The sequence below is a fragment of the Ferruginibacter sp. genome (assembly GCF_014377975.1).
In the GTDB taxonomy this organism is placed as follows: Bacteria; Bacteroidota; Bacteroidia; order Chitinophagales; family Chitinophagaceae; genus Ferruginibacter.
Map to the genome: position 1 here is coordinate 39,426 of NZ_JACMOO010000137.1, position 20,157 is coordinate 59,582.

10 protein-coding genes are annotated in these 20,157 nt (G+C 39.2%); 9 read left to right on the top strand and 1 reads right to left on the bottom strand.

The features are described from left to right. The first annotated feature begins 87 nt into the window (after window positions 1-87). Genes H7254_RS08180 through H7254_RS08190 form a run of 3 tightly spaced genes read left to right on the top strand, consistent with a single transcriptional unit; the run spans window position 88 to window position 5,611 of the window. The gene (locus H7254_RS08180; protein ID WP_301932501.1) at window positions 88-1,119 is read left to right on the top strand and encodes an efflux RND transporter periplasmic adaptor subunit; all 1,032 of its coding nucleotides are present in this window, start codon (window positions 88-90) and stop codon (window positions 1,117-1,119) included. 59 nt (window positions 1,120-1,178) lie between these two features. Continuing rightward, on the top strand, window positions 1,179-4,301 hold the full coding sequence (locus H7254_RS08185) for an efflux RND transporter permease subunit (protein WP_301932502.1): 3,123 nt from the start codon (window positions 1,179-1,181) through the stop codon (window positions 4,299-4,301). Window positions 4,302-4,312: 11 nt separating this feature from the next. Beyond that, window positions 4,313-5,611: a TolC family protein gene (locus tag H7254_RS08190; RefSeq protein ID WP_301932503.1), complete on the top strand. Its 1,299-nt coding sequence runs from the start codon at window positions 4,313-4,315 to the stop codon at window positions 5,609-5,611. A 73-nt stretch (window positions 5,612-5,684) separates the two neighbouring features. Here H7254_RS08190 and H7254_RS08195 read toward each other — a convergent pair whose 3' ends face one another. Further along, entirely contained in the window at window positions 5,685-6,857 is a 1,173-nt protein-coding gene (locus H7254_RS08195) for a 5-(carboxyamino)imidazole ribonucleotide synthase (protein WP_301932504.1), read from the bottom strand. Window positions 6,858-7,116: 259 nt separating this feature from the next. On the opposite strand from H7254_RS08195, the gene hppD reads away from it, so the two are divergent. From hppD to H7254_RS08225, 6 genes are all read left to right on the top strand, one after another. Next, on the top strand, window positions 7,117-8,250 hold the full coding sequence (hppD, locus tag H7254_RS08200) for a 4-hydroxyphenylpyruvate dioxygenase (RefSeq protein ID WP_301932505.1): 1,134 nt from the start codon (window positions 7,117-7,119) through the stop codon (window positions 8,248-8,250). Window positions 8,251-8,747: 497 nt separating this feature from the next. Next, complete coding sequence (locus H7254_RS08205; protein ID WP_301932506.1) at window positions 8,748-11,999, top strand: TonB-dependent receptor; 3,252 nt, start codon at window positions 8,748-8,750, stop codon at window positions 11,997-11,999. A 23-nt stretch (window positions 12,000-12,022) separates the two neighbouring features. After that, window positions 12,023-13,771 carry a RagB/SusD family nutrient uptake outer membrane protein gene (locus H7254_RS08210; protein ID WP_301932507.1) on the top strand — a complete coding sequence of 583 codons (1,749 nt, stop codon included), beginning with the start codon at window positions 12,023-12,025 and terminating at the stop codon, window positions 13,769-13,771. A gap of 215 nt (window positions 13,772-13,986) precedes the next feature. Further along, window positions 13,987-17,481, top strand: coding sequence for a VCBS repeat-containing protein (locus tag H7254_RS08215; RefSeq protein WP_301932508.1), 3,495 nt, complete (start codon window positions 13,987-13,989; stop codon window positions 17,479-17,481). Between the two features lie 132 nt (window positions 17,482-17,613). Then, on the top strand, window positions 17,614-19,203 hold the full coding sequence (locus H7254_RS08220; RefSeq protein ID WP_301932509.1) for a VCBS repeat-containing protein: 1,590 nt from the start codon (window positions 17,614-17,616) through the stop codon (window positions 19,201-19,203). Window positions 19,204-19,234: 31 nt separating this feature from the next. Further along, on the top strand, window positions 19,235-20,157 hold a 923-nt coding region (locus tag H7254_RS08225; RefSeq protein ID WP_301932510.1), incomplete at its 3' end, for a phosphoesterase.

The following is a 20,157-nucleotide window of genomic DNA, read 5'->3' on the forward strand; positions in this document are numbered from 1 at the left end:
TATTTATTTTCTTTATTATTAACCTTGTGTACAATGCGAAATTCGTTTAACAGAATTTGTTTTATTTCCTTATTTTTTTTGTGTTCAATGGTTTTAGTTAATTGTAAAAATAAATCTGCTGAAACCCCGGCTAGAACTGAAAAGTCAGTGCCACTGGTGGATGTTATTATTGCTGCAACTGAACCTATCAGCAATGTGATTGAAGCCAACGGAACGGTAATAGCAGGAGAGCATGTAGAACTTAGACCCGAAGTGAGCGGAAGGCTTACCTACCTGAATGTACCCGAAGGAAAATACATTGCTCAAGGCACTGTTATAGCCAGGGTAAACGATGCAGACCTGCGGGCACAGATTGCCAAAAGTAGAGTTCAGCTTGAGCTTGCACAAGCCACCACCGACCGCTATAAAAAATTATTAGATATTAACGGACTTAATCAGGCAGATTATGATGCTGCATTAAACCAGGTAAATAGTTTAAAAGCAGATATTGTTTACTCGCAGGCACTGGTGGATAAAACGGTGATAAAAGCGCCCTTTAGTGGAGTTGCAGGCTTAAGAGCAGTTAGTCCGGGTGCGTATGTTTCGCCGGCTACGGTTATTGCTACACTGCAGCAAACCAACCAGTTAAAAATAGATTTTACTTTGCCGGATATTTATGGTGGTGCTATAAAAAGGGGAATTGTTATTACTGTAGAAATTGATGCTGCTAAAAAAGAAACACGTAAGGCAATTATTGTAGCAACAGAACCAGGGGCTAACACAGATACCCGCAATTTAAAAGTGAGGGCAGTATTACAGGGTGGTACCGTTAATCCCGGCGCTTTTGTAAAAGTGTATATCGATGCAGGGCAAAACAGGTCGTCCATTAAAGTACCAGCCAGTTGTATTATCCCGGATGATAAAAATAACCAGGTGGTGTTGGTAAAAAATGGAAAGGCAAGTTTTGTGAATATAAAAACAGGCGTGAGAGAAGCCAGCAATGTAGAAGTTTTACAGGGGATCAGCGTGGGCGATTCTGTTGTGGTTACGGGTGTACTATTTGCCCGCCCCAAAACAGAGGTGCAGGTAAGAAGTGTAAAAAAATTGCAGGAGTTTACCGATGCTGGTGCGTCAAAATAAATTTCAGACTTTAATAAGCAGCAGATGATTTTTAAAAATATTAGACCCCGTTTTATTGCATGAATATTTCTGAATTTTCTTTAAAGCGGCCGGTTTTTGCCACGGTATTAAACCTGATGATTATACTGTTTGGTATTGTTGGATATACCTTTCTTGCCATCAGGGATTATCCTGCCATTGATCCGGCCATTATAACCGTTAGAACCAATTATACGGGTGCCAACCCGGATATTATGGAAAGCCAGGTTACCGAACCTTTGGAAAAGCAGGTAAACGGAATACCGGGTATTAAAACCATTAGCAGTTCCAGCACACTGGGCAGCAGTAATATTACGGTGGAGTTTGAATTGGGTGTTGACCTGGAAGCCGCAGCCAGTGACGTTCGCGACAAAGTAGCACAAGCCATTCGTTCCTTGCCGCAGGACATTGATGCTCCGCCGATTGTTACCAAATCGGACGCCAACAGTGATTTTATCCTCATCCTTGCCGTACAAAGTAAATCCAAAGGGTTACTTGAATTGAGCGATTATGCGGAGAATGTTTTGCAGCAGCAATTTCAAACCATCAACCAGGTAAGCTCGGTAATTATTTTTGGGCAAAAAAGATACGCCATGCGCCTATGGATTGATCCGGATAAAATGAATGCACAGGGAGTAACTTTCAGTGATATCAGAACATCGTTGAACAATGAAAATGTAGATTTACCACCCGGAAAAATTTATGGCGATAATACTGAACTTACTATTAAAACACTGGGACGTTTAACAAGCGAAAAAGATTTTCAAAACCTGATTATAAAAGAAGACAGTACCGGTATTGTTAGACTGGGAAATTTTGCCCGGGTAGAACTAGGACCTGAAAGCTTTGAACAAAGCTGGAAATACAACGGCGTAAATGCGGTAGGGATAGTCCTGATACCACAACCGGGCGCCAATAATATCCAGATTGCCGATGACTTTAATAAAAAACTGGAGGCCATTAAAAAAAATAATAAATCTGATATTGAAATGAATGTGTTGCTCGACAACACTACCACTATCAGGAGGTCGATTAAAGAGGTGGAAGAAACACTGGGTATTTCATTTGCACTGGTGGTGCTGGTAATATTTTTCTTTTTCAGGGATTGGCTCATTGCCATTCGCCCGTTAATAGATATACCCATCTCGCTGATTGCAACCTTTTTTGTAATGTATTTTTCGGGGTTTTCCATCAACATCCTCACGTTGCTGGGTATTGTGCTGGCAACGGGTTTGGTAGTGGATGATGGTATAGTAGTCACTGAAAATATCTTTAGTAAATTTGAGCGTGGCATGCCCATAAAGCAAGCTGCTATTGAAGGTAGTAAGGAAATATTCTTTGCAGTAATTTCTACCTCCATCACCCTGGCCATTGTTTTTTTACCTGTGATATTTTTACAGGGTTTTGTCGGGCGGCTGTTTCGGGAATTTGGTGTTACATTGGCTGCGGCTGTGTTAATTTCCGCCCTGGTTTCATTAACTATAACTCCGGTTTTGAATGTGGTTTTGAGCCGTAAAAAAGTGGGGCATGGGAAATTTTATAATAAGACAGAACCTTTTTTTACCGGCATGGAAAACGGGTATGAACGGTGGTTAAATGCATTTTTAAAAGTGCGTTGGATGGCCTGGGTAGTAGTAGTTGTGTGCCTGGTGATTATAGGTTTCGTGGCAACACAACTTCAAAGTGAACTGGCTCCTATTGAAGACAGAAACAGTATTCGGTTTTCAGTAACGGGTTCAGAAGGAATCAGTTTCGGCAGCATGGAACATGTTTCGGATGAGATAACAAACTATTTGTACGATTCAGTTCCCGAGCGGGATTTTGTTTTTGCCAGAACGCCGGCTGGTGCAATAAACAATAGCCAGTTAAGATTGGGGTTGGTAGATCCGGATAAGCGAACCAGAACGCAATCTGAAATTGCAAGCGATCTGCAAAAGAAGCTCAGCCGTTTCAACGACGCAAGAATTTTTGGCATACAGGAACAAACGATTGCCGTAGGCGGAGCCTCCCGTGGCAGTTTACCGGTTCAGTTTGTGTTGCAAAATCAAGACCTGGAAAAATTAAAAACGATGATTCCGCAATTTTTGGAGGAAGTACGAAAGGACAAAACTTTTTCCAATGCGGATGTAAATCTTAAATTCAATAAGCCTGAAATTCAGCTAACGCTCGACAGGATGAAAGTGAAGGATCTGGGGTTAACATCGCAGGATGTAATTTCCGCCCTGCAATCTGCCTTTAGTGGCGGCCGCCTCGCCTATTTTATTATGAATGGTTTTCAATATTCCGTGATTGCCCAGGTTGACCGGAGTGACCGTAGCGTACCCAGCGATATTACAAAACTGTATGTTCGCAATAACAAAGGCCAGGAGATTCCGATAAGTGCGGTGGTAAAAATGGAAGCAAGCAGCAGCCCCGCAACACTTTATCATTTTAACCGGTATAAGGCGGCAACTATTTCGGCTTCGCTGGCAGATGGTAAAACCATTGGCGACGGTGTAAAGGCAATGGATGCAATTGCAAAAAAATTGCTTGATGAAACGTACCAGACATCGCTTTCAGGCCCATCCAGGGACTATGCTGAAAGTTCGTCCAATATTGCCTTTGCTTTTGCCCTGGCGCTGATGCTGATATATTTAATTCTGGCGGCGCAGTTTGAAAGTTTTATAGACCCGCTTACTATAATGATTACGGTGCCATTGGCATTGGCAGGAGCCTTATTAAGCCTGTTTATCTTTAACCAGACACTGAATATTTTTAGTGAAATTGGTATGATTATGTTGATTGGCCTGGTGACAAAAAACGGTATTTTAATTGTTGAGTTTGCCAATAAAAAACGCGAAGAAGGTTATAGTAAAATGGATGCCATCCTGCATGCAGCACAACAACGCTTAAGACCCATTTTAATGACGAGTCTTGCCACTTCTCTGGGCGCATTACCAATTGCATTGGGTCTTGGCGCTTCTTCAACAAGCCGTGTGCCGTTGGGTATTGTGGTGGTTGGGGGTATCATATTTTCTTTAATACTAACCTTGTTTGTTATACCGGCAATTTATACCTATTTATCAGGCGAACATAAATATAAGGGAATAGAAAAGTCTTCTCTGCCGTCGTCTACTGTTGAAATCAATGAACCACAAAAGGGCACTAGCCCTGAAACTGAATAAATACAAGTGAAATGAAGCAGACTGTTCTATATGTTTTTTTAATTCTTTTGTTTTTGCAATCGGGTGCACAAAATATTTTGCAGTTATCCGATGCCGTTAACATTGCGTTGAAAAACAGCCTTGAGTTGCAGCTAAGTAAAAATATTGTGGAGGCTAATACCGTTTTAAACAATTATGGTGTGGCAGGAGGTTTGCCATTGGTTACCGGTTCGCTTACGGACAATGAACAAATCTCCAGTATCAATCAAAAATTAAATAGCGGGGTAAATATTTCCAGGGATGCGGCACCCAGCAATAGTTTTGCTTTGGGTGTTACGGGAAGCATATTATTGTATAATGGAACCAGGGTAGTAGCCACAAAAGCGAGGCTGGCGGCTTTAGTCGGCCAAAGCGAACAACAATTAAACGCCCAAATCCAGAATATTTTGGCGAGTGTTATGGTGGGCTATTACGATATTGTTCGCCAGCAGAGTTATATGAAAACAATTGATAAATCGATCGACGCTTCGCACCAGCAACTGACAATTGTGCAAACAAGGCAAGCGGTAGGGTTGGCAAATAATGCAGATCTTTTTCAGGCGCAGATTGATTTAAATGCATTGTTACAAACCAAACAATCGCAGCAATTAATTATCGGCCAGGCTAAAGCAGAGTTACTGAGACAACTTACGCTCAATCCCGATTCTGCAATCAGCATCCAGGATACTATTATAATTGACAGGCAACTGTTATTGGAAAATGTTTTAAGTAAGCTCAATAAAAATGCCGACATCACGGCGGCGCTGGACCAGATAAAAATCAACGGGCTGGCGGTAAAAGAAACAGGAGCGCTTCGGTATCCCTCTATTCGTGCCACAACCGGCTATAGTTTTATCCGCAACAAAGCAGCCGCCGGTCAAATCTTATTGAATCAAAACTACGGTCCTTCGCTAGGCATTAGTTTGGGGATACCCATCTACAACGGATCTGTTTACAAGCGCCAGCTAAAAGTGGCAGAAATTAATGTAAGCAATGCCAGGATTGATGAGCAAATTTTAATGAGAGACTACAGTGCACAGGTTATAAAATTCTTTCAGTCATACAACTCCACAATAAAACAACTGGAAACTGAACAACAAAATTATACCTTATCAAATCAGTTGCTCGAACTGGCGCTGCAGCGTTTTCAGTTTAAACAAGCCACTATTGTGGATGTAAAAAATGCACAGCAAAGTTTTGAAGCTTCCGGTTACAGACTGGTAAATTTAAACTATGCAGCAAAAACTGCGGAGATAGAATTAAAAAGGCTGGCCAATGAATTGAGTTTGTGATATGGTGTGTTTAATTTTAAAGGGATTTATTTTTTGCAATCAATTTCAAATGCAGTTGTTTTAAATAATTTTCCTAACCAATATTTACAGCAGACTCAACAGCCGCAACCACCTTTACTGTATTTTTTATCCTGTTGGCCTGGTGTATCAGTTCCTGTTTTTCTTTACTTAAAATAGTTACATGCCCCATTTTACGTCCAGGCTTTGTTTGCTTTTTTCCATAAATATGAACGAATACATTGTCTAGTTTTAAAATCTCATTCAATCCTTCGTAACAAGCTTCGCCCGTGTGTCCTTCGGCACCCAACAGGTTTACAATGGCTGCCGGTAAAATGGCTTCGGCACAACCCAGCGGATAGCCCAACATTACTCTCCACAACATATCAAACTGCGAAGAGTAATTGCCTTCGATGGTATGATGGCCGCTGTTGTGTACACGGGGAGCCGTTTCATTCACCAGTACATTGTCCTCTTTATCTATAAATAATTCAACCGCAAAAATACCCGCACTATTTAAATGTTTTACTAATTTGGTGGCAATGGCTTCTATTTTCCACAATAGTTTTTCAGGTAGGTCCGCAGGGCTTAACTGATATTCCAGTAAATTAAGCCGCTGATCAAAAACCATGTCCACAGCAGGATACATCGCATGGACGCCCTTATCATTTACGGCAATGATCACTGAAATTTCTTTTTTTATGGACACCAATTTTTCCAATACCGACGGGGCATCAAAACCTTTATCCAGGTCAGAGGCTGTTTTTATTACCTGCACGCCACGGCCATCATAACCACCCATGGTCAGTTTATGTACTGCCGGTAAATAAGCAGCATGCTGGTTCAATTCGGCTACACTTTGCGTAATGATAAAATCACTGGTAGGTATCTGGTGATCTTTATAAAATTGCTTCTGCAGCATTTTATTTTTAATAATCTTTAATGCAGCGGGCGTAGGATAAATTTTTACACCTTCCTGTTGTAATATCTCCAGTGCATCTTCATTTACGTTTTCAATTTCAATGGTAATGGCATCCAGCCCTTTACCAAAATTATATACGTCATCAAAATTGGTAATATCACCCTTTGTAAAATGATGGCAAAGATGTGCGGCGGGGCAGGCCAAATCGTTTTCCATCACAAAGGTATCTACGGGATAGTTGGCTGCAGCCTGTAATAACATGCGGCCTAATTGTCCCCCACCTAAAATACCAATTTTTTTTGTCGTCATGGGTGCAAAATAAATCATTATTACCAATTTTTATCTCACTTGTTTATTCACCTAAATCCCGTTATCCTGTTACAGTAAAGTGATAAAATACAGATAGACTGGACTGGAATATTTATCTTTACAAGCGATATGTTGCCGGATTATCCTCATAAAATATTTTCAGATAAGCGCATGAGTTACACTATGCTGATGATTGCCCTTGCTATGGGTTCGTGTTATTGTTAAGATGCCCGTTAAACAATAACCGTAACAAATACAAACAAAAAAAAATTGCAAGATGGAAAACACAACCAGTCAATCCAATTCAATTGTTGAGAATACAACCGATTTTATTCCCCTGCAGGGTACAGATTACGTTGAATTTTATACAGGCAATGCCAAACAGGCCGCCCATTTTTACAAAACAGCTTTTGGCTTTCAATCGCTGGCCTACGCAGGTCCTGAAACAGGGATGAAGGATAAAGTAAGCTATGTTATACGACAAAATAAAATAACGTTTGTATTAACAACACCACTGAGGCCAGGCAATGTGATAGCTGATCATATTTACCAGCATGGAGATGGAGTAAAAGTACTGGCCTTAAAAGTAAAGGATGCAACTTCAGCATATAACGAAGCCATTCAACGCGGTGGAAAAACTTATATGAGTCCGGTTATTTTAAAGGATGAACAAGGAGAAGTAGTGTTAAGCGGCATTCATACTTATGGGGAAACCATACACCTGTTTGTGGAAAGAGAAAATTATAGAGGTATTTTTATGCCTGGATTCAGGGAATGGAAAACAGCGTATAACCCGCCACCAACCGGGCTTTTATATGTTGATCATTGTGTGGGCAATGTGGGTTGGAACCAGATGAATACCTGGGTAAAATTTTATGAAGAGGTAATGGGATTTAAAAATATCCTGAGTTTTGATGATAAAGATATATCTACCGAATACTCTGCGTTAATGAGTAAAGTAATGAGCAATGGAAATGGTTTTGTAAAGTTTCCCATCAATGAACCGGCAGCTGGTAAAAAGAAAAGCCAGGTAGAGGAATATCTTGATTTTTATAATGGAGAAGGAGTGCAGCATGTAGCAATTGCAACAGACGATATTGTAAAGACAGTAACTGAATTAAAAGGTCGTGGTGTAGAGTTTTTAGTGATACCACCAAGCTACTATGCAACCATACTTGACAGGGTAGGTAAAATTGATGAAGACCTTCAGCCATTAAGCGAATTAGGCATATTGATAGACAGAGATGAAGAAGGGTATCTGTTACAGATATTTAGTAAACCACTGCAGGACAGGCCAACTTTATTTTTTGAGATCATTCAAAGAAAAGGCGCAAAAAGTTTCGGTAAAGGAAATTTTAAAGCACTGTTTCAGGCATTGGAAAGAGAGCAGGCTGCCAGGGGAAATTTATAAACAAAAATCATTGAGTAATTTTTGAATGCTCTGTTAAATAAAAATGCTTTCGACATACTTTTTTGAATAAAAAAACTGAACCATTATTGATCGGGTATTATAGATTTTTGGAATAGAATTCAATCTTTTGCCGGATTTAAAAGGAATCAAAATTCGCGTCAAAAGGTTTATCGTAATTGTGTAAACTCATCTGTTTTAAAATTTTTTGAATTAAGAAATTAAAAACCGATTTTATTTCTTTCAATTTTACCACATTCAATTTTTAATAAGGGTAAAATAAAGGAGAACGGTCTATTTATTTTTGATAATGTTTAAAACAATAGAACGTTTTGAATATAAATCATTTACAAGGCAAAATGTTGAAATTTGACTTTCATTCCGCAATTATTAAATTATTGTTCTTAGATAAAATATTATCAGCTTTTTTGTTTTTTTTTAACGTTTGTATAATAAATACTTCTACCTTTATATCATTATTAACCAAACTACGCTGCTATATGTTAAAAAAACTCCTCTCAGGGATACCTGCTCTTGTCTGTTGTATTCTCTTTTCTACTCAAATTTTTGCTCAGCAAAAAACAGTAACTGGTATTATTACCAATGCTAAGGACAACACTCCTATTGTTTTGGCAACGGTAGGTGTTAAAGGAACTAAAATTGCTGCTGTTACCGGTAACAATGGAGAATTTTCCATTACCGTACCAGCAGGGAAAAACACGCTGTTAATTTCTTCTGTAGGTTACGATGAGGATGAAATTAGCATTTCAGGAATTTCTACAGTTAAAGTTTCATTAAAAGAAAGACAAAATTCTTTAAACGAAGTGGTAGTAACGGGTTACACTGCTCAAAAAAGAAAAGAAATTACCGGTGCTGTGTCAGTGGTAAATGTGAAAGATCTTAAGTCAATTCCTTCAGGAACCGCTGAGCAAATGTTGCAAGGTCAGGCTGCTGGTGTGAGTATAATTGGCTCGGGTCAGCCTGGTGAGGGTAGTAACGTATTTATCAGGGGTATTACCTCTTTTGGAAACACTGCTCCACTGGTAATTGTGGATGGAGTTCAATCTGCACCTGGAGATTTAAGTACTTTGCATGACCTTTCTGCAAATGATATCGAATCTGTACAGGTTTTAAAAGATGCACAGGCTGCTATATATGGCGCTCGCGGTGCATCTGGAGTAATTATAGTAACTACCAGAAGAGGTAGAGGAAAAGCTACCATCACTTATGATGGATATTATGGTACACAAAGAGTACAGCCAGGTAATCCGTGGCACAAGGCAAATCCACAACAAATGGCTGAATTATTCTTTCTGGCTGCCAAAAATTCTCAACAGGTTGATTCTGCAACTGGTAACGTTACTTCTGCACAGTATGGAACTGGGTTAAGTCCTGTTTTACCTGATTATATTAAAGCGGGTACTTTATCTGGCGTATCTGCAGGGAACCCGGCTGTAGATCTTAAAAAGTATAACGACAACTATGCCAAAGGTGATATTTATCTGGTAGTGCCTGCTAATAAAACTGGTACTGACTGGTATCATGCAATATTTAAGCCGGCCCCGATTCAGAGTCATTCAGTTACAGCAACTGGTGGAAATGATAAATCAGCTTATTTATTTTCGTTCAACTATTTCAATCAGCAGGGAACAATGTTAAATACTTACCTGAAACGCTATGCTGCCAGGATTAATACTGTATTTAATGTAAAAAATAATGTTCGTGTTGGAGAAAATCTTTACGTATATTTTAAGGATAATCCAAGAATTGGTAATAATGGGGAGGGTAATGAGGTAAATACCACAGCGTGGGAACAACCTATTATTCCTTTGGTGAATGCAGGTGGTGGATTTGGTGGCACTGCTGGTTCTGGATTAGGTAACTCTTCCAGTCCTTACGCCGCCCGTGTTAGGGCAAAAGATAACAAAGGCCTTGATTGGCAAATGCAAGGTAATGTTTTTGCTGAAGTAGATTTCCTCAAGCATTTTACTGCAAAAACATTGTTTGGCGGAAATCTCGATAATTATTACTACTATTATCATAATTACAGAAGTTATGAAAATGCTGAAAATTCAGCATCTAATTCTTATGGTGAGGGTTCTGGTTACAATAGCAACTGGAACTTTACAAATACCTTAAGTTATAACAATATTTTCGCCCGTAACCATTCTGTAAAAATTCTCGCAGGGTATGAAGCTTTGCAATACAGGGGAAGAAATGTTGGTGGTAATAGGATCAATTATTTCTCTGATGATCCAAACTATCTTAACCTGAGTACTGGTGCCAACACTGGTCAATCTAACTTTAGTGGTGGCTATACAACACATGGTACTGCTCTGTTAGCAAAAGTTGATTATGCTTTTAAGGATAAATACTTGTTAGGGTTAAATGGCCGTCGCGATGGTAACTCTGTATTTGGACCTAATTCCCGCTACGGTAATTTTTGGTCTGTTTCGGCAGGATGGATTGTAAGCGAAGAGAATTTTATGAAAAATGTCACCTTCGTAAGTAATCTTAAATTTCGTGGAAGTTATGGAATACTGGGTTCCATTTCCAACGTACCTGGTGGTAATGCCTTTACTGCTTACACAAGTGGTGGAGGAAGTTCTTATTATGATGTAAATGGAGGTGGAAGTACATCATTAGGATTTTATGCCGGATCTTATGGTAACCTAAACACTTCATGGGAAAAAAATAAGATTCTCGATTTCGGTTTTGATGCCACATTAGTAAAGAATAAATTAGATGTTTCTTTTGACTGGTACAAGAAAAAAATTGAAGGATTATTATTTGGTGATCAAGCTGCTGGTACAGCAGGCTTAGGTGCTAATCTACCAAAAGTGAATATCGGCGATATGCAAAATACCGGTATTGATATATCTGCAACTTATCATGCAAAAATTAATAAAGATGTAAATTTTTCAATCGGCGCAAATTTGGGTGCTTATAAAAATTTAATTGTAAGTATTCCGGGAGCTGCAGGTTTCTTTGAAACTGCTGGTACGCATAATACAGGTCAACAGGTTAGAAACCAAACAGGCCATCCGGTAGGTTCTTTTTACGGCTACCATATAGTTGGTATCTACCAGGATGCTGCAGATGTGGCAAAATCGCCTACAGAAACGGATGCTGCCCCGGGTCGCTTTAAATACCAGGATTTAAACGGCGATGGTAAAATAGATGACAAGGACAGAGGTTTTTATGGTAATCCTAATCCAGCCTATACATTGGGTATCAATCTGAGTATATCTTATAAACGCTTTGATTTTTCCACGACGTTGTATGGATCTTTCGGAAATGACATCTTAAATTACACACGTTATTTCCAGGATTTTTGGCCTCAGTTCCAGAATTCGAAGAGTGCTGCATTATTAACCAATTCATGGGTACCTAAGGACAGGTCTTTACCAAGAGGTCAATGGACTGCTGTTAATCCGGGTGCTTCTTATCCAATCGTTGAAAATGATTCTAAATTTAGTACCAATGGAGTTTTAAATGATTTCTATAAAGAAAATGGTTCTTACTTGAGGTGCAAACAAATGTTGATAGGTTATAATTTCGCTCCTGAAGTGTTAAAGCGTGCTGGTATAGATAGGGCAAGAATTTATTTTCAGGCAGCTAATTTGTTTACAATTACAAAGTACACAGGACTTGACCCGGAAGTGGGTGGTTCTGCTGCAACCTTTGGAGTTGACTATGGTAATTATCCTCCTTCCAAAACTTTTAATGTTGGTGTTAGCCTTACATTTTAATTTAATAATATAAAAAATGAGTTATGAAAAAATATAATTTTAAATACTTTTTACCAGTAGTGCTTACGTCACTGGTGTTGTTTGTTGCCTGTAAAAAATCTTACCTCGATGTTCCGCCAACAGGCTCTTTAAGTCCAGACTTACTTGCCAATAAAATTGGTGTTGCGGGGTTGTTGGTAGGTGCCTATTCCCTGTTAGATGGGGAAGGAAGCGGGGCAGGTACAGGAAATGGTCCATGGGCCACATCTTCCAGTAACTGGGTTTATGCAAGTGTTGCCGGTGGTGATGCACACAAAGGTTCTGATCCGGGTGATCAGAACCTGATTACGCCCATCGAACAATGGAATTGTCTTCCATCGAACGGTTATATAGATCAGTTATGGCAGCAAAGGTATGATGGCGTTCAGCGGGCTAATGATGTATTGCGGATAATGCGCAAAGCAAAAGATTTGACACCTGCAGATACACTTGAATTTACTGCTGAGGCAAGATTTTTACGAGCACATTATCATTTTGAGTTAAGAAAGGCTTTTGGTAAAATTCCATGGGTAAGTGAAGATCAGTCATACTCTGCTGGTAATTTTCTTACTCCAAATTTGGAAGTGTTGCCATTAATCGAGGCCGATCTTGCTTTCGCTTATGCAAACTTGCCAGAGATACAAGCTCAAAGTAACCGTTGTAATAAATGGGCAGCGGCCTGTTATCTTGCTAAGATATACATGTTTGAGAAAAAATTTAATGAAGCAAAAGTGTTATTTACAACTATTGTTGCAAATGGCCAAACAGCAAGGGGGCAGAAGTACGCTCTAAATGCACATTTTGCGGATAATTTCAACCCTGCCTTGAAAAACAGTAAGGAAAGTGTATTTGCGGTACAAATGAGTGTTAATGATGGTACAGGTGGAGCAAATGCTAATCAGGGAGATGCACTAAACTTCCCTTATGGTGGTGGGGCGCAAACTTCGTGTTGCGGTTTCTTTCAACCATCTTATAGTCTTGCCAATTCTTATAAAGTGGATGCCAACGGATTGCCATTGTTAGATGGTAGTTATAACAAAACTGATTTAAAAAATGATCAGGGTATTGCCACCAATGATCCTTTTACTCCTGATGCGACAACGCCTCTTGATCCCCGTATTGATTGGACAATTGGTCGTCGTGGTATTCCTTTTCTTGATTGGGGTATTATGCCAGGCCAAAACTGGGTACGTGACCAACAAAGTGCGGGTCCATATGAAGGCATGAAACACATGTTCTATAAATCGCAAATTGGTACTTATACAGACGCTTCTGCATGGTCTAACGGATTTACTGCTAATAATTATAATTTGATTCGTTATGCCGATGTATTGCTTTTGGCAGCTGAAGCTGAGGCTGAAGTGGGATCATTGGATCAGGCTACTATTTATGTAAATCTGGTTCGTAAGCGTGCACAGGATCCTACTGGGTTTGTACAGGGGTCTCCAGCCAAGTATGTTATTGGACTATATCCTACTTTTGCCAGCCAGGATTTAGCCAGAACTGCTATTCGGTTCGAGCGTAAATTAGAACTTGCAATGGAAGGTCATCGTTTCTATGATATTACTCGTTGGGGCATTGGTGCTACAGAATTGAACGCATACCAGGCTCATGAATTATCCAGTAATTATAAAACATTAACCGGTGCTTCTTATAAAACTGGAAGAAGTGAATACTTGCCTATTCCACAAAATCAAATAGATCTTAGCCAGGTTGGTGGTAAATCTGTTCTGACACAGAATCCTGGTTACTAATAGCTTTTAAAATTGTTAAGTACAATAGAGGTAGGTTAATAGCCTGCCTCTTTTTATTTGGTTTATTTTTATGTAAGTATATTTCTTTTCTATTTTTTCTTAGATTACCTATTTTTAAATTTAGTAAATCAGTAGTCATGCGTTCAGCCTGTTCCTTTTTGGTTCTGTGTACTCTGTTATTTTCGTCCTGTAAAAAAAAGGAAACATTATTTGAAATGATTGATTCCGAACATTCAGGAATTCATTTTAATAACAAGATAACTGAAACAGATTCGTTGAATGTTTTGGATATCTCTAATATTTACAATGGCGGTGGCGTGGGTATTGGCGATTTTAATAAAGATGGGCTTGAGGATGTTTACTTTACAGGCAACAAAGTATCCAATAAGTTATATCTAAACAAGGGAAACTTTAAGTTTCAGGATATTACGGAGGAAGCGGGTGTTACCGGAAATGGAAAATGGTGTAGAGGCGTGTCTGTAGTGGATATCAATAATGATGGATGGTTGGACATGTACGTTAGTGCTACGCTTAGCAATGATAGCAATGAAAGGAAAAATTTACTCTATGTAAATCAGGGACTTGATAAAAACGGTAACCCTCATTTTAAGGAAATGGCCGCGGAATATGGATTAGCGGATACCTCCTTCTCAACAATGGCGTCATTTTTTGATTACGATAACGATGGAGATTTGGATATGTACCTTGTTGTAAATGAGATAAAAGATCCCCGTGTACCCAATATTTTTCATCCGGTTTTTAAAGACAGCGCTTTCCAGAATAGCGGCCGTTTGTACCGAAATGACTGGAATGACTCGCTGAAACATGGCGTATTCACTGACGTGTCAAAAAAGGCTGGTGTATCAGCAGATGGGTATGGCCATAACGTGGTGGTAACCGATATTAATAAGGATGGTTGGAAAGATATTTACGTAACCAACGATTACCTGCCCAATGATCTTCTATGGATTAACAACCATGACGGAACTTTTACCGAGCATTTATCTGATTATTTTAAGCATACTTCATATAACTCTATGGGTAGTGATGTCGGCGATATTAACAATGATGGTTTAATGGATGTTATAACGTTGGATATGGATCCAAAAGACAATTACCGTAAGAAAATGATGATGAAAGCTAATAGTTACCAGACCTATCAAAACAGCGACCATTTTGGATATAACTATCAATATGTCCGCAATACCCTACAACTAAATCAGGGGCCAACGATTAAGCAAAACGATTCACTCGGTCATCCGATTTTTAGTGAAGTGGCTTTTTATGCAGATGTTGCTGAAACTGACTGGAGTTGGACACCTTTATTAGTTGATTTTGATAATGATGGTAACCGGGATTTGATTATTACGAATGGCTTTCCAAGAGATGTAACCGACAACGAATTTATTATGTTCCGAAACAAGGCATTTTCTGTTGCATCAAAATCATTATTGCTGTCTCAAATTCCTGAGGTAAAAATTCATAATTATGGATTTAAAAACAATGGCAATTTAACCTTTACAGACGCATCTGAAAAATGGGGAATCAATACGCCCACTTTTTCCAACGGTGCAGCTTACGTGGATTTAGATAACGATGGCGATCTGGATTTTGTAGTCAACAATATTAACGATGAAGCATCAATTTATCGAAACAATGAAAGAGAGCAAAATCAGGATAGTAGCCATTACCTGCAGGTAAAGCTCACCGGCGATGCTCTTAATAAAGGCGGGCTGGGGGCGTGGGTAGAAATACATTATGATCATGGTAAACAACAGGTATGGGAGAATACACCCTACAGAGGATACCTCTCTAGCGTGCAGGATATTGGCCATTTTGGGTTAGGAAAAATAAAGAAGGTAGATTCAGTGATTGTAAAATGGCAGAATGGCAAAACACAGTTATTGCAACACATCAATGCAGATCAGTTGTTGCAGGTAAATATTGCAACAGCGGCACCGGGCGCACCCGGCAGCAATGCAATATTTGCTACAAACAACTTATTTAAAGAAGTAACCGATTCAGTCGGTATCAATTATGTACACAAGCAAACCGATTTTGTAGATTTTAATATTCAAAAACTTTTGCCGCATAAACTTTCTGAATACGGCCCTGCGTTGGCAGTAGGGGATATTGACGGCAATGGCCTAGATGATATGATAGTAGGTGGAGCCGCAGGTTATAGCGCACAATTTTTTCTGCAACAACCCGACAACCGTTTTTTGCAAAAGGCTCTTTTACCAAATACAACCGGCAAACCCACGGACGACATGGGTATCCTACTTTTTGATGCAGACGGCGATGGTGACCTGGATCTCTATATATCTGGCGGTGGCTATCAAAACCCCTCGGGCTCGGCAGCCTACCAAGACAAATTGTACATAAACGATGGCAAGGGGAATTACACACTGGATTCATTGGCGCTGCCCGATAACCACACCAGCAAGTTCTGTGTAAGAGCTATTGATTATGATAAGGATGGCGATCTTGACCTGTTCATAGCAGGCAGGGTAGATCCCTGGAGTTATCCCAAACCGGTATCCAGTTTTATTTACAGAAACGACTCAAAAAATGGGCATATTAAATTTACAGATGTAACCAATGAGGTAGCAAAAGAATTAAAAAATATAGGTCTGGTATGCGATGCCTTGTTTACCGATTTTGACAACGATGGCTTTCCCGATCTCGTGCTGGCGGGTGAATGGATGCCGGTAACTTTTTTTAAAAATGATAAAGGGATATTCAAAAATGTAACCGCTACAACAGGTGTCAATAAACAAATAGGATGGTGGAACACGATTGTATCCGGAGACTTTGACAATGACGGAGATATTGATTACATAGTTGGCAATGCAGGCCAGAACACTTTTTACAAGGCCAGTGACCAATACCCCATCTCCATCTACGCAAAAGACTTTGACAACAACGGTAGCTACGATGCTTTTTCCACACTATGGTTACCTACTAGCCAATTGGATCAAACCAAAAAAGAATATCCTGCCCAGACAAGAGATGATATTGTAAAGCAGATGATCGGGATGCGATCCAAATTCCAAAATTATAAATCATTTGCTACTGCAACTATTGACCAACTATTTACCAAAGAGCAATTAAAAGATGCCCTGCAATTAAAAGCAAATAATTTACAAAGTAGTTACCTGCGCAATGATGGCAATGGAAAATTTACCATTACGCCCTTACCGGCGCAGGCCCAGCTATCGGTCTTAAACGGCATGGTAGCGGATGATTTTGATGGAGACGGCAATTTAGACATCCTAATGAATGGCAACGATTATGGCACGGAAGTAAGTGTAGGCCGCTACGATGCATTGAATGGTTTACTGCTGAAAGGCAATGGCGACGGTAGTTTTACAGCACAAAGCATATTGCAAAGTGGTATCTACATCCCCGGCAATGGCAAGGCACTGGCAAAAATACGAGGCAGTAATGGACAGTACCTTGTAGCCGCCACACAAAACCGCGGAGCAATGAAGATATACGCTTTAAAGGTAACCCATAAATTGTATGCCCTGCAGCCGGATGATGTAACAGCAGTACTCAAACTAAACAACGGCAAAGTACAGCGGCAGGAATTTTATTGGGGCAGTGGCTTCCTGTCGCAATCTGCCAGGTTTTTATACATCAATAGTAATGTAGTATCTGCTACTATTTTTACTGCCAAAGGAGTATCAAGAATAATTTATTTTTAAATAAGTATATCCCTATGGATAAAGCAAATAGCAGTGTGGGGGCCTTGTCTGATGTTTAAACAATCTCTTCAATTAGTGATTAAGTTAGCAGTTCACAAATCCTGCAATTTTAAAAAGTAAATATCAAAAATCATGATTTCTAAAAATTATGCAGGTTATTTAATTCGTTTTTTGTTTGTGGGTACCATTGCATTATTATATTCCTGCAATTCCCGCAATGATTTTAAAAAGAACCAAACACATCAAAATATTTCGGATAAAAATATTGCCAGGGGTAAAATATTGGCAGCTACTTATTGTCAGAACTGCCACCAGTTACCTGATCCTTCTTTGTTGGATTCGAAACACTGGGAAGAGGGGGTTTTACCCGCAATGGGTCCTCGGTTAGGAATTTTTTATTTTACTGGATTTAAAGAATATCCTTCCAGCAGACGAGACAGAAATGTTGATCAAAATTACTATCCTTCAACTCCACTGCTAAGCTTTGATGACTGGCAATGCATACTGGATTATTATACGGCGCTTTCACCCGATACATTGCCAGCTCAACAAAGGCAATATGCGGTTAAAAAAAATGATGAATTATTTAAGATCGAAACTCCGGAGACTGGTGTAAATTCTGCTGCAACCTGTCTTGTAAAAATTGATACGCTTAAAACGCCGCGTCAATTGCTGGTAGCCGATGCCTTAAGCAGAAATCTATATCGTTTTAATAAACAACTTTCTATATTGGATTCTGTGAACATGAAAAGTCCAATTGTCGATATTGAGATCCGTCCTGACGAAATGTTGGCTTGTGGTATTGGTATTATGAATCCTAATAATGGCAAATTTGGCACAGCATCTTTTATACACACCGGCACAACTGGCAGGATGGTGGCAGATACTATTCACTTGTTTAATAGCCTTGCAAGGCCAGTACAATTATGCACATCCGATTTTAATGGCGACGGAAAACCCGATTATCTGGTCTGTGAATTTGGGCATCTCGCTGGTGCTTTATCCTGGATGGAAAATACGGGGGATGGTAAAAAATTTACAAGACATATATTGCGGAATATTCCCGGCGCCATTAAAGCTTACGTACAGGACGTAAACAAGGATGGTCTTCCTGATATTTGGGCGCTTTTTTCTCAGGGTGACGAAGGGATATTCTTATTTACCAATAAAGGGCATGGCAAATTTGAGCAGGAACAAGTGCTTCGATTTCCTCCAATTAACGGATCCTCTTATTTTGAATTGGCAGATTTTAATAAGGATGGATTTCCGGATATACTATATACCTGTGGCGATAATGCAGATCTTTCATCCGTATTAAAACCTTACCATGGAGTTTATATTTATATGAATGATGGCAGTAACCATTTTAAACAACAATATTTTTTTCCGATGCATGGCTGTTATAAAGCAATGGCCAGAGATTTTGATGGAGATGGTGATCTAGATATAGCTGCGATTTCATTTTTTGCAGATTATGCAAATCATCCCGAAGAAAGTTTTATTTACCTTGAAAATAAAGGTAATTTAGACCTTCATCCTTATAGTATAGCAGGAACAAGTTCCGGAAGATGGCTGACAATGGATGCGGCGGATATAGATGGTGATGGTAAAGTTGATATTGTGCTTGGTAATTTTTCGATTGCACCTGCATTTATACAAGGGGCAGCGAATTGGAAGCAAGGACCACCCTTTATGGTATTAAAAAATATTATAAAAAAATAGCTTTATTTTAATTGTCCCAAAACCCTTGTAAATGAAAATACAAATTAAAAATCTTTTAAAAGTAACCTGTCTTTTATTTATCTCTGCTATTTTGTTTGCCAACTGTCATTCAAAAAAAGCTGTTAAATTATTAGATGCCGATATATTGCATCAAAACGAAGATCAGTTAACACAGGTTATAATTTATGACGTTTTTACACCACCGGTTGCAGCGAGGATATATGTTTATTCTTCTTTAGCATCTTATGAAGCTATGCGCTTTAGTAAAGCAGGAACTCCCTCCATAGCTGAAAAACTGAAGGGTTTTGGAAAAATGCCCCAGCCTGAAAAAGGCAAAAATTATAATTATGCGCTTGCTGCCACAAAAGCATTTTTTACGGTTGCACACAATGTAAAAGTTTTTTCTATTGATTCTTTAAAAAATTATGAAGAATCGGTATATAATAATTTTAAAGAAAACCTCGACGATTCAATCTATCAGTGTTCAATTGCTTTTGGAGATACCACTGGTAAAGTGATATTGGCCAGAGCTAATATGGATGGTTATATTCAATCACGTGGTAAACCTAAGTTCCTGGGTAGTAACGACCCGGGAAAGTGGAGGCCCACCCCGCCAGACTACATGGATGGAATAGAATGGTGCTGGAATACCATGAAACCGATGGTAATGGATTCCTGTACTCAATTTATGTCGCCAAGACCACCTTTATTTAGCACAGATACCAACAGTGTTTTCTTTAAAGCTGTTAAAAACGTTTATTTAATAAGTAAAAATCTTACAGAAGAACAAAAAACTATTGCACGTTATTGGGATGATAATCCTTTTGTGATTGAGCATTCAGGCCACATGATGTTTGGTAATAAAAAAATAACTCCGGGTGGCCATTGGATGGGAATTACCGCCATAGCCTGTAAACAAACAAATGCAGATGCACTAAAAACTGCCAAGGCCTA

What these genes read in the sequence shown, in the direction of transcription:
- H7254_RS08220 (WP_301932509.1), top strand. Translation starts at nt 17,614, where the DNA reads ATGATTTCTAAAAATTATGCAGGTTATTTAATTCGTTTTTTGTTTGTG.
- hppD (WP_301932505.1), top strand. Translation starts at nt 7,117, where the DNA reads ATGGAAAACACAACCAGTCAATCCAATTCAATTGTTGAGAATACAACC.
- H7254_RS08210 (WP_301932507.1), top strand. Translation starts at nt 12,023, where the DNA reads ATGAAAAAATATAATTTTAAATACTTTTTACCAGTAGTGCTTACGTCA.
- H7254_RS08180 (WP_301932501.1), top strand. Translation starts at nt 88, where the DNA reads ATGGTTTTAGTTAATTGTAAAAATAAATCTGCTGAAACCCCGGCTAGA.
- H7254_RS08195 (WP_301932504.1), bottom strand. Translation starts at nt 6,857, where the DNA reads ATGATTTATTTTGCACCCATGACGACAAAAAAAATTGGTATTTTAGGT.
- H7254_RS08185 (WP_301932502.1), top strand. Translation starts at nt 1,179, where the DNA reads ATGAATATTTCTGAATTTTCTTTAAAGCGGCCGGTTTTTGCCACGGTA.
- H7254_RS08215 (WP_301932508.1), top strand. Translation starts at nt 13,987, where the DNA reads ATGATTGATTCCGAACATTCAGGAATTCATTTTAATAACAAGATAACT.
- H7254_RS08190 (WP_301932503.1), top strand. Translation starts at nt 4,313, where the DNA reads ATGAAGCAGACTGTTCTATATGTTTTTTTAATTCTTTTGTTTTTGCAA.
- H7254_RS08205 (WP_301932506.1), top strand. Translation starts at nt 8,748, where the DNA reads ATGTTAAAAAAACTCCTCTCAGGGATACCTGCTCTTGTCTGTTGTATT.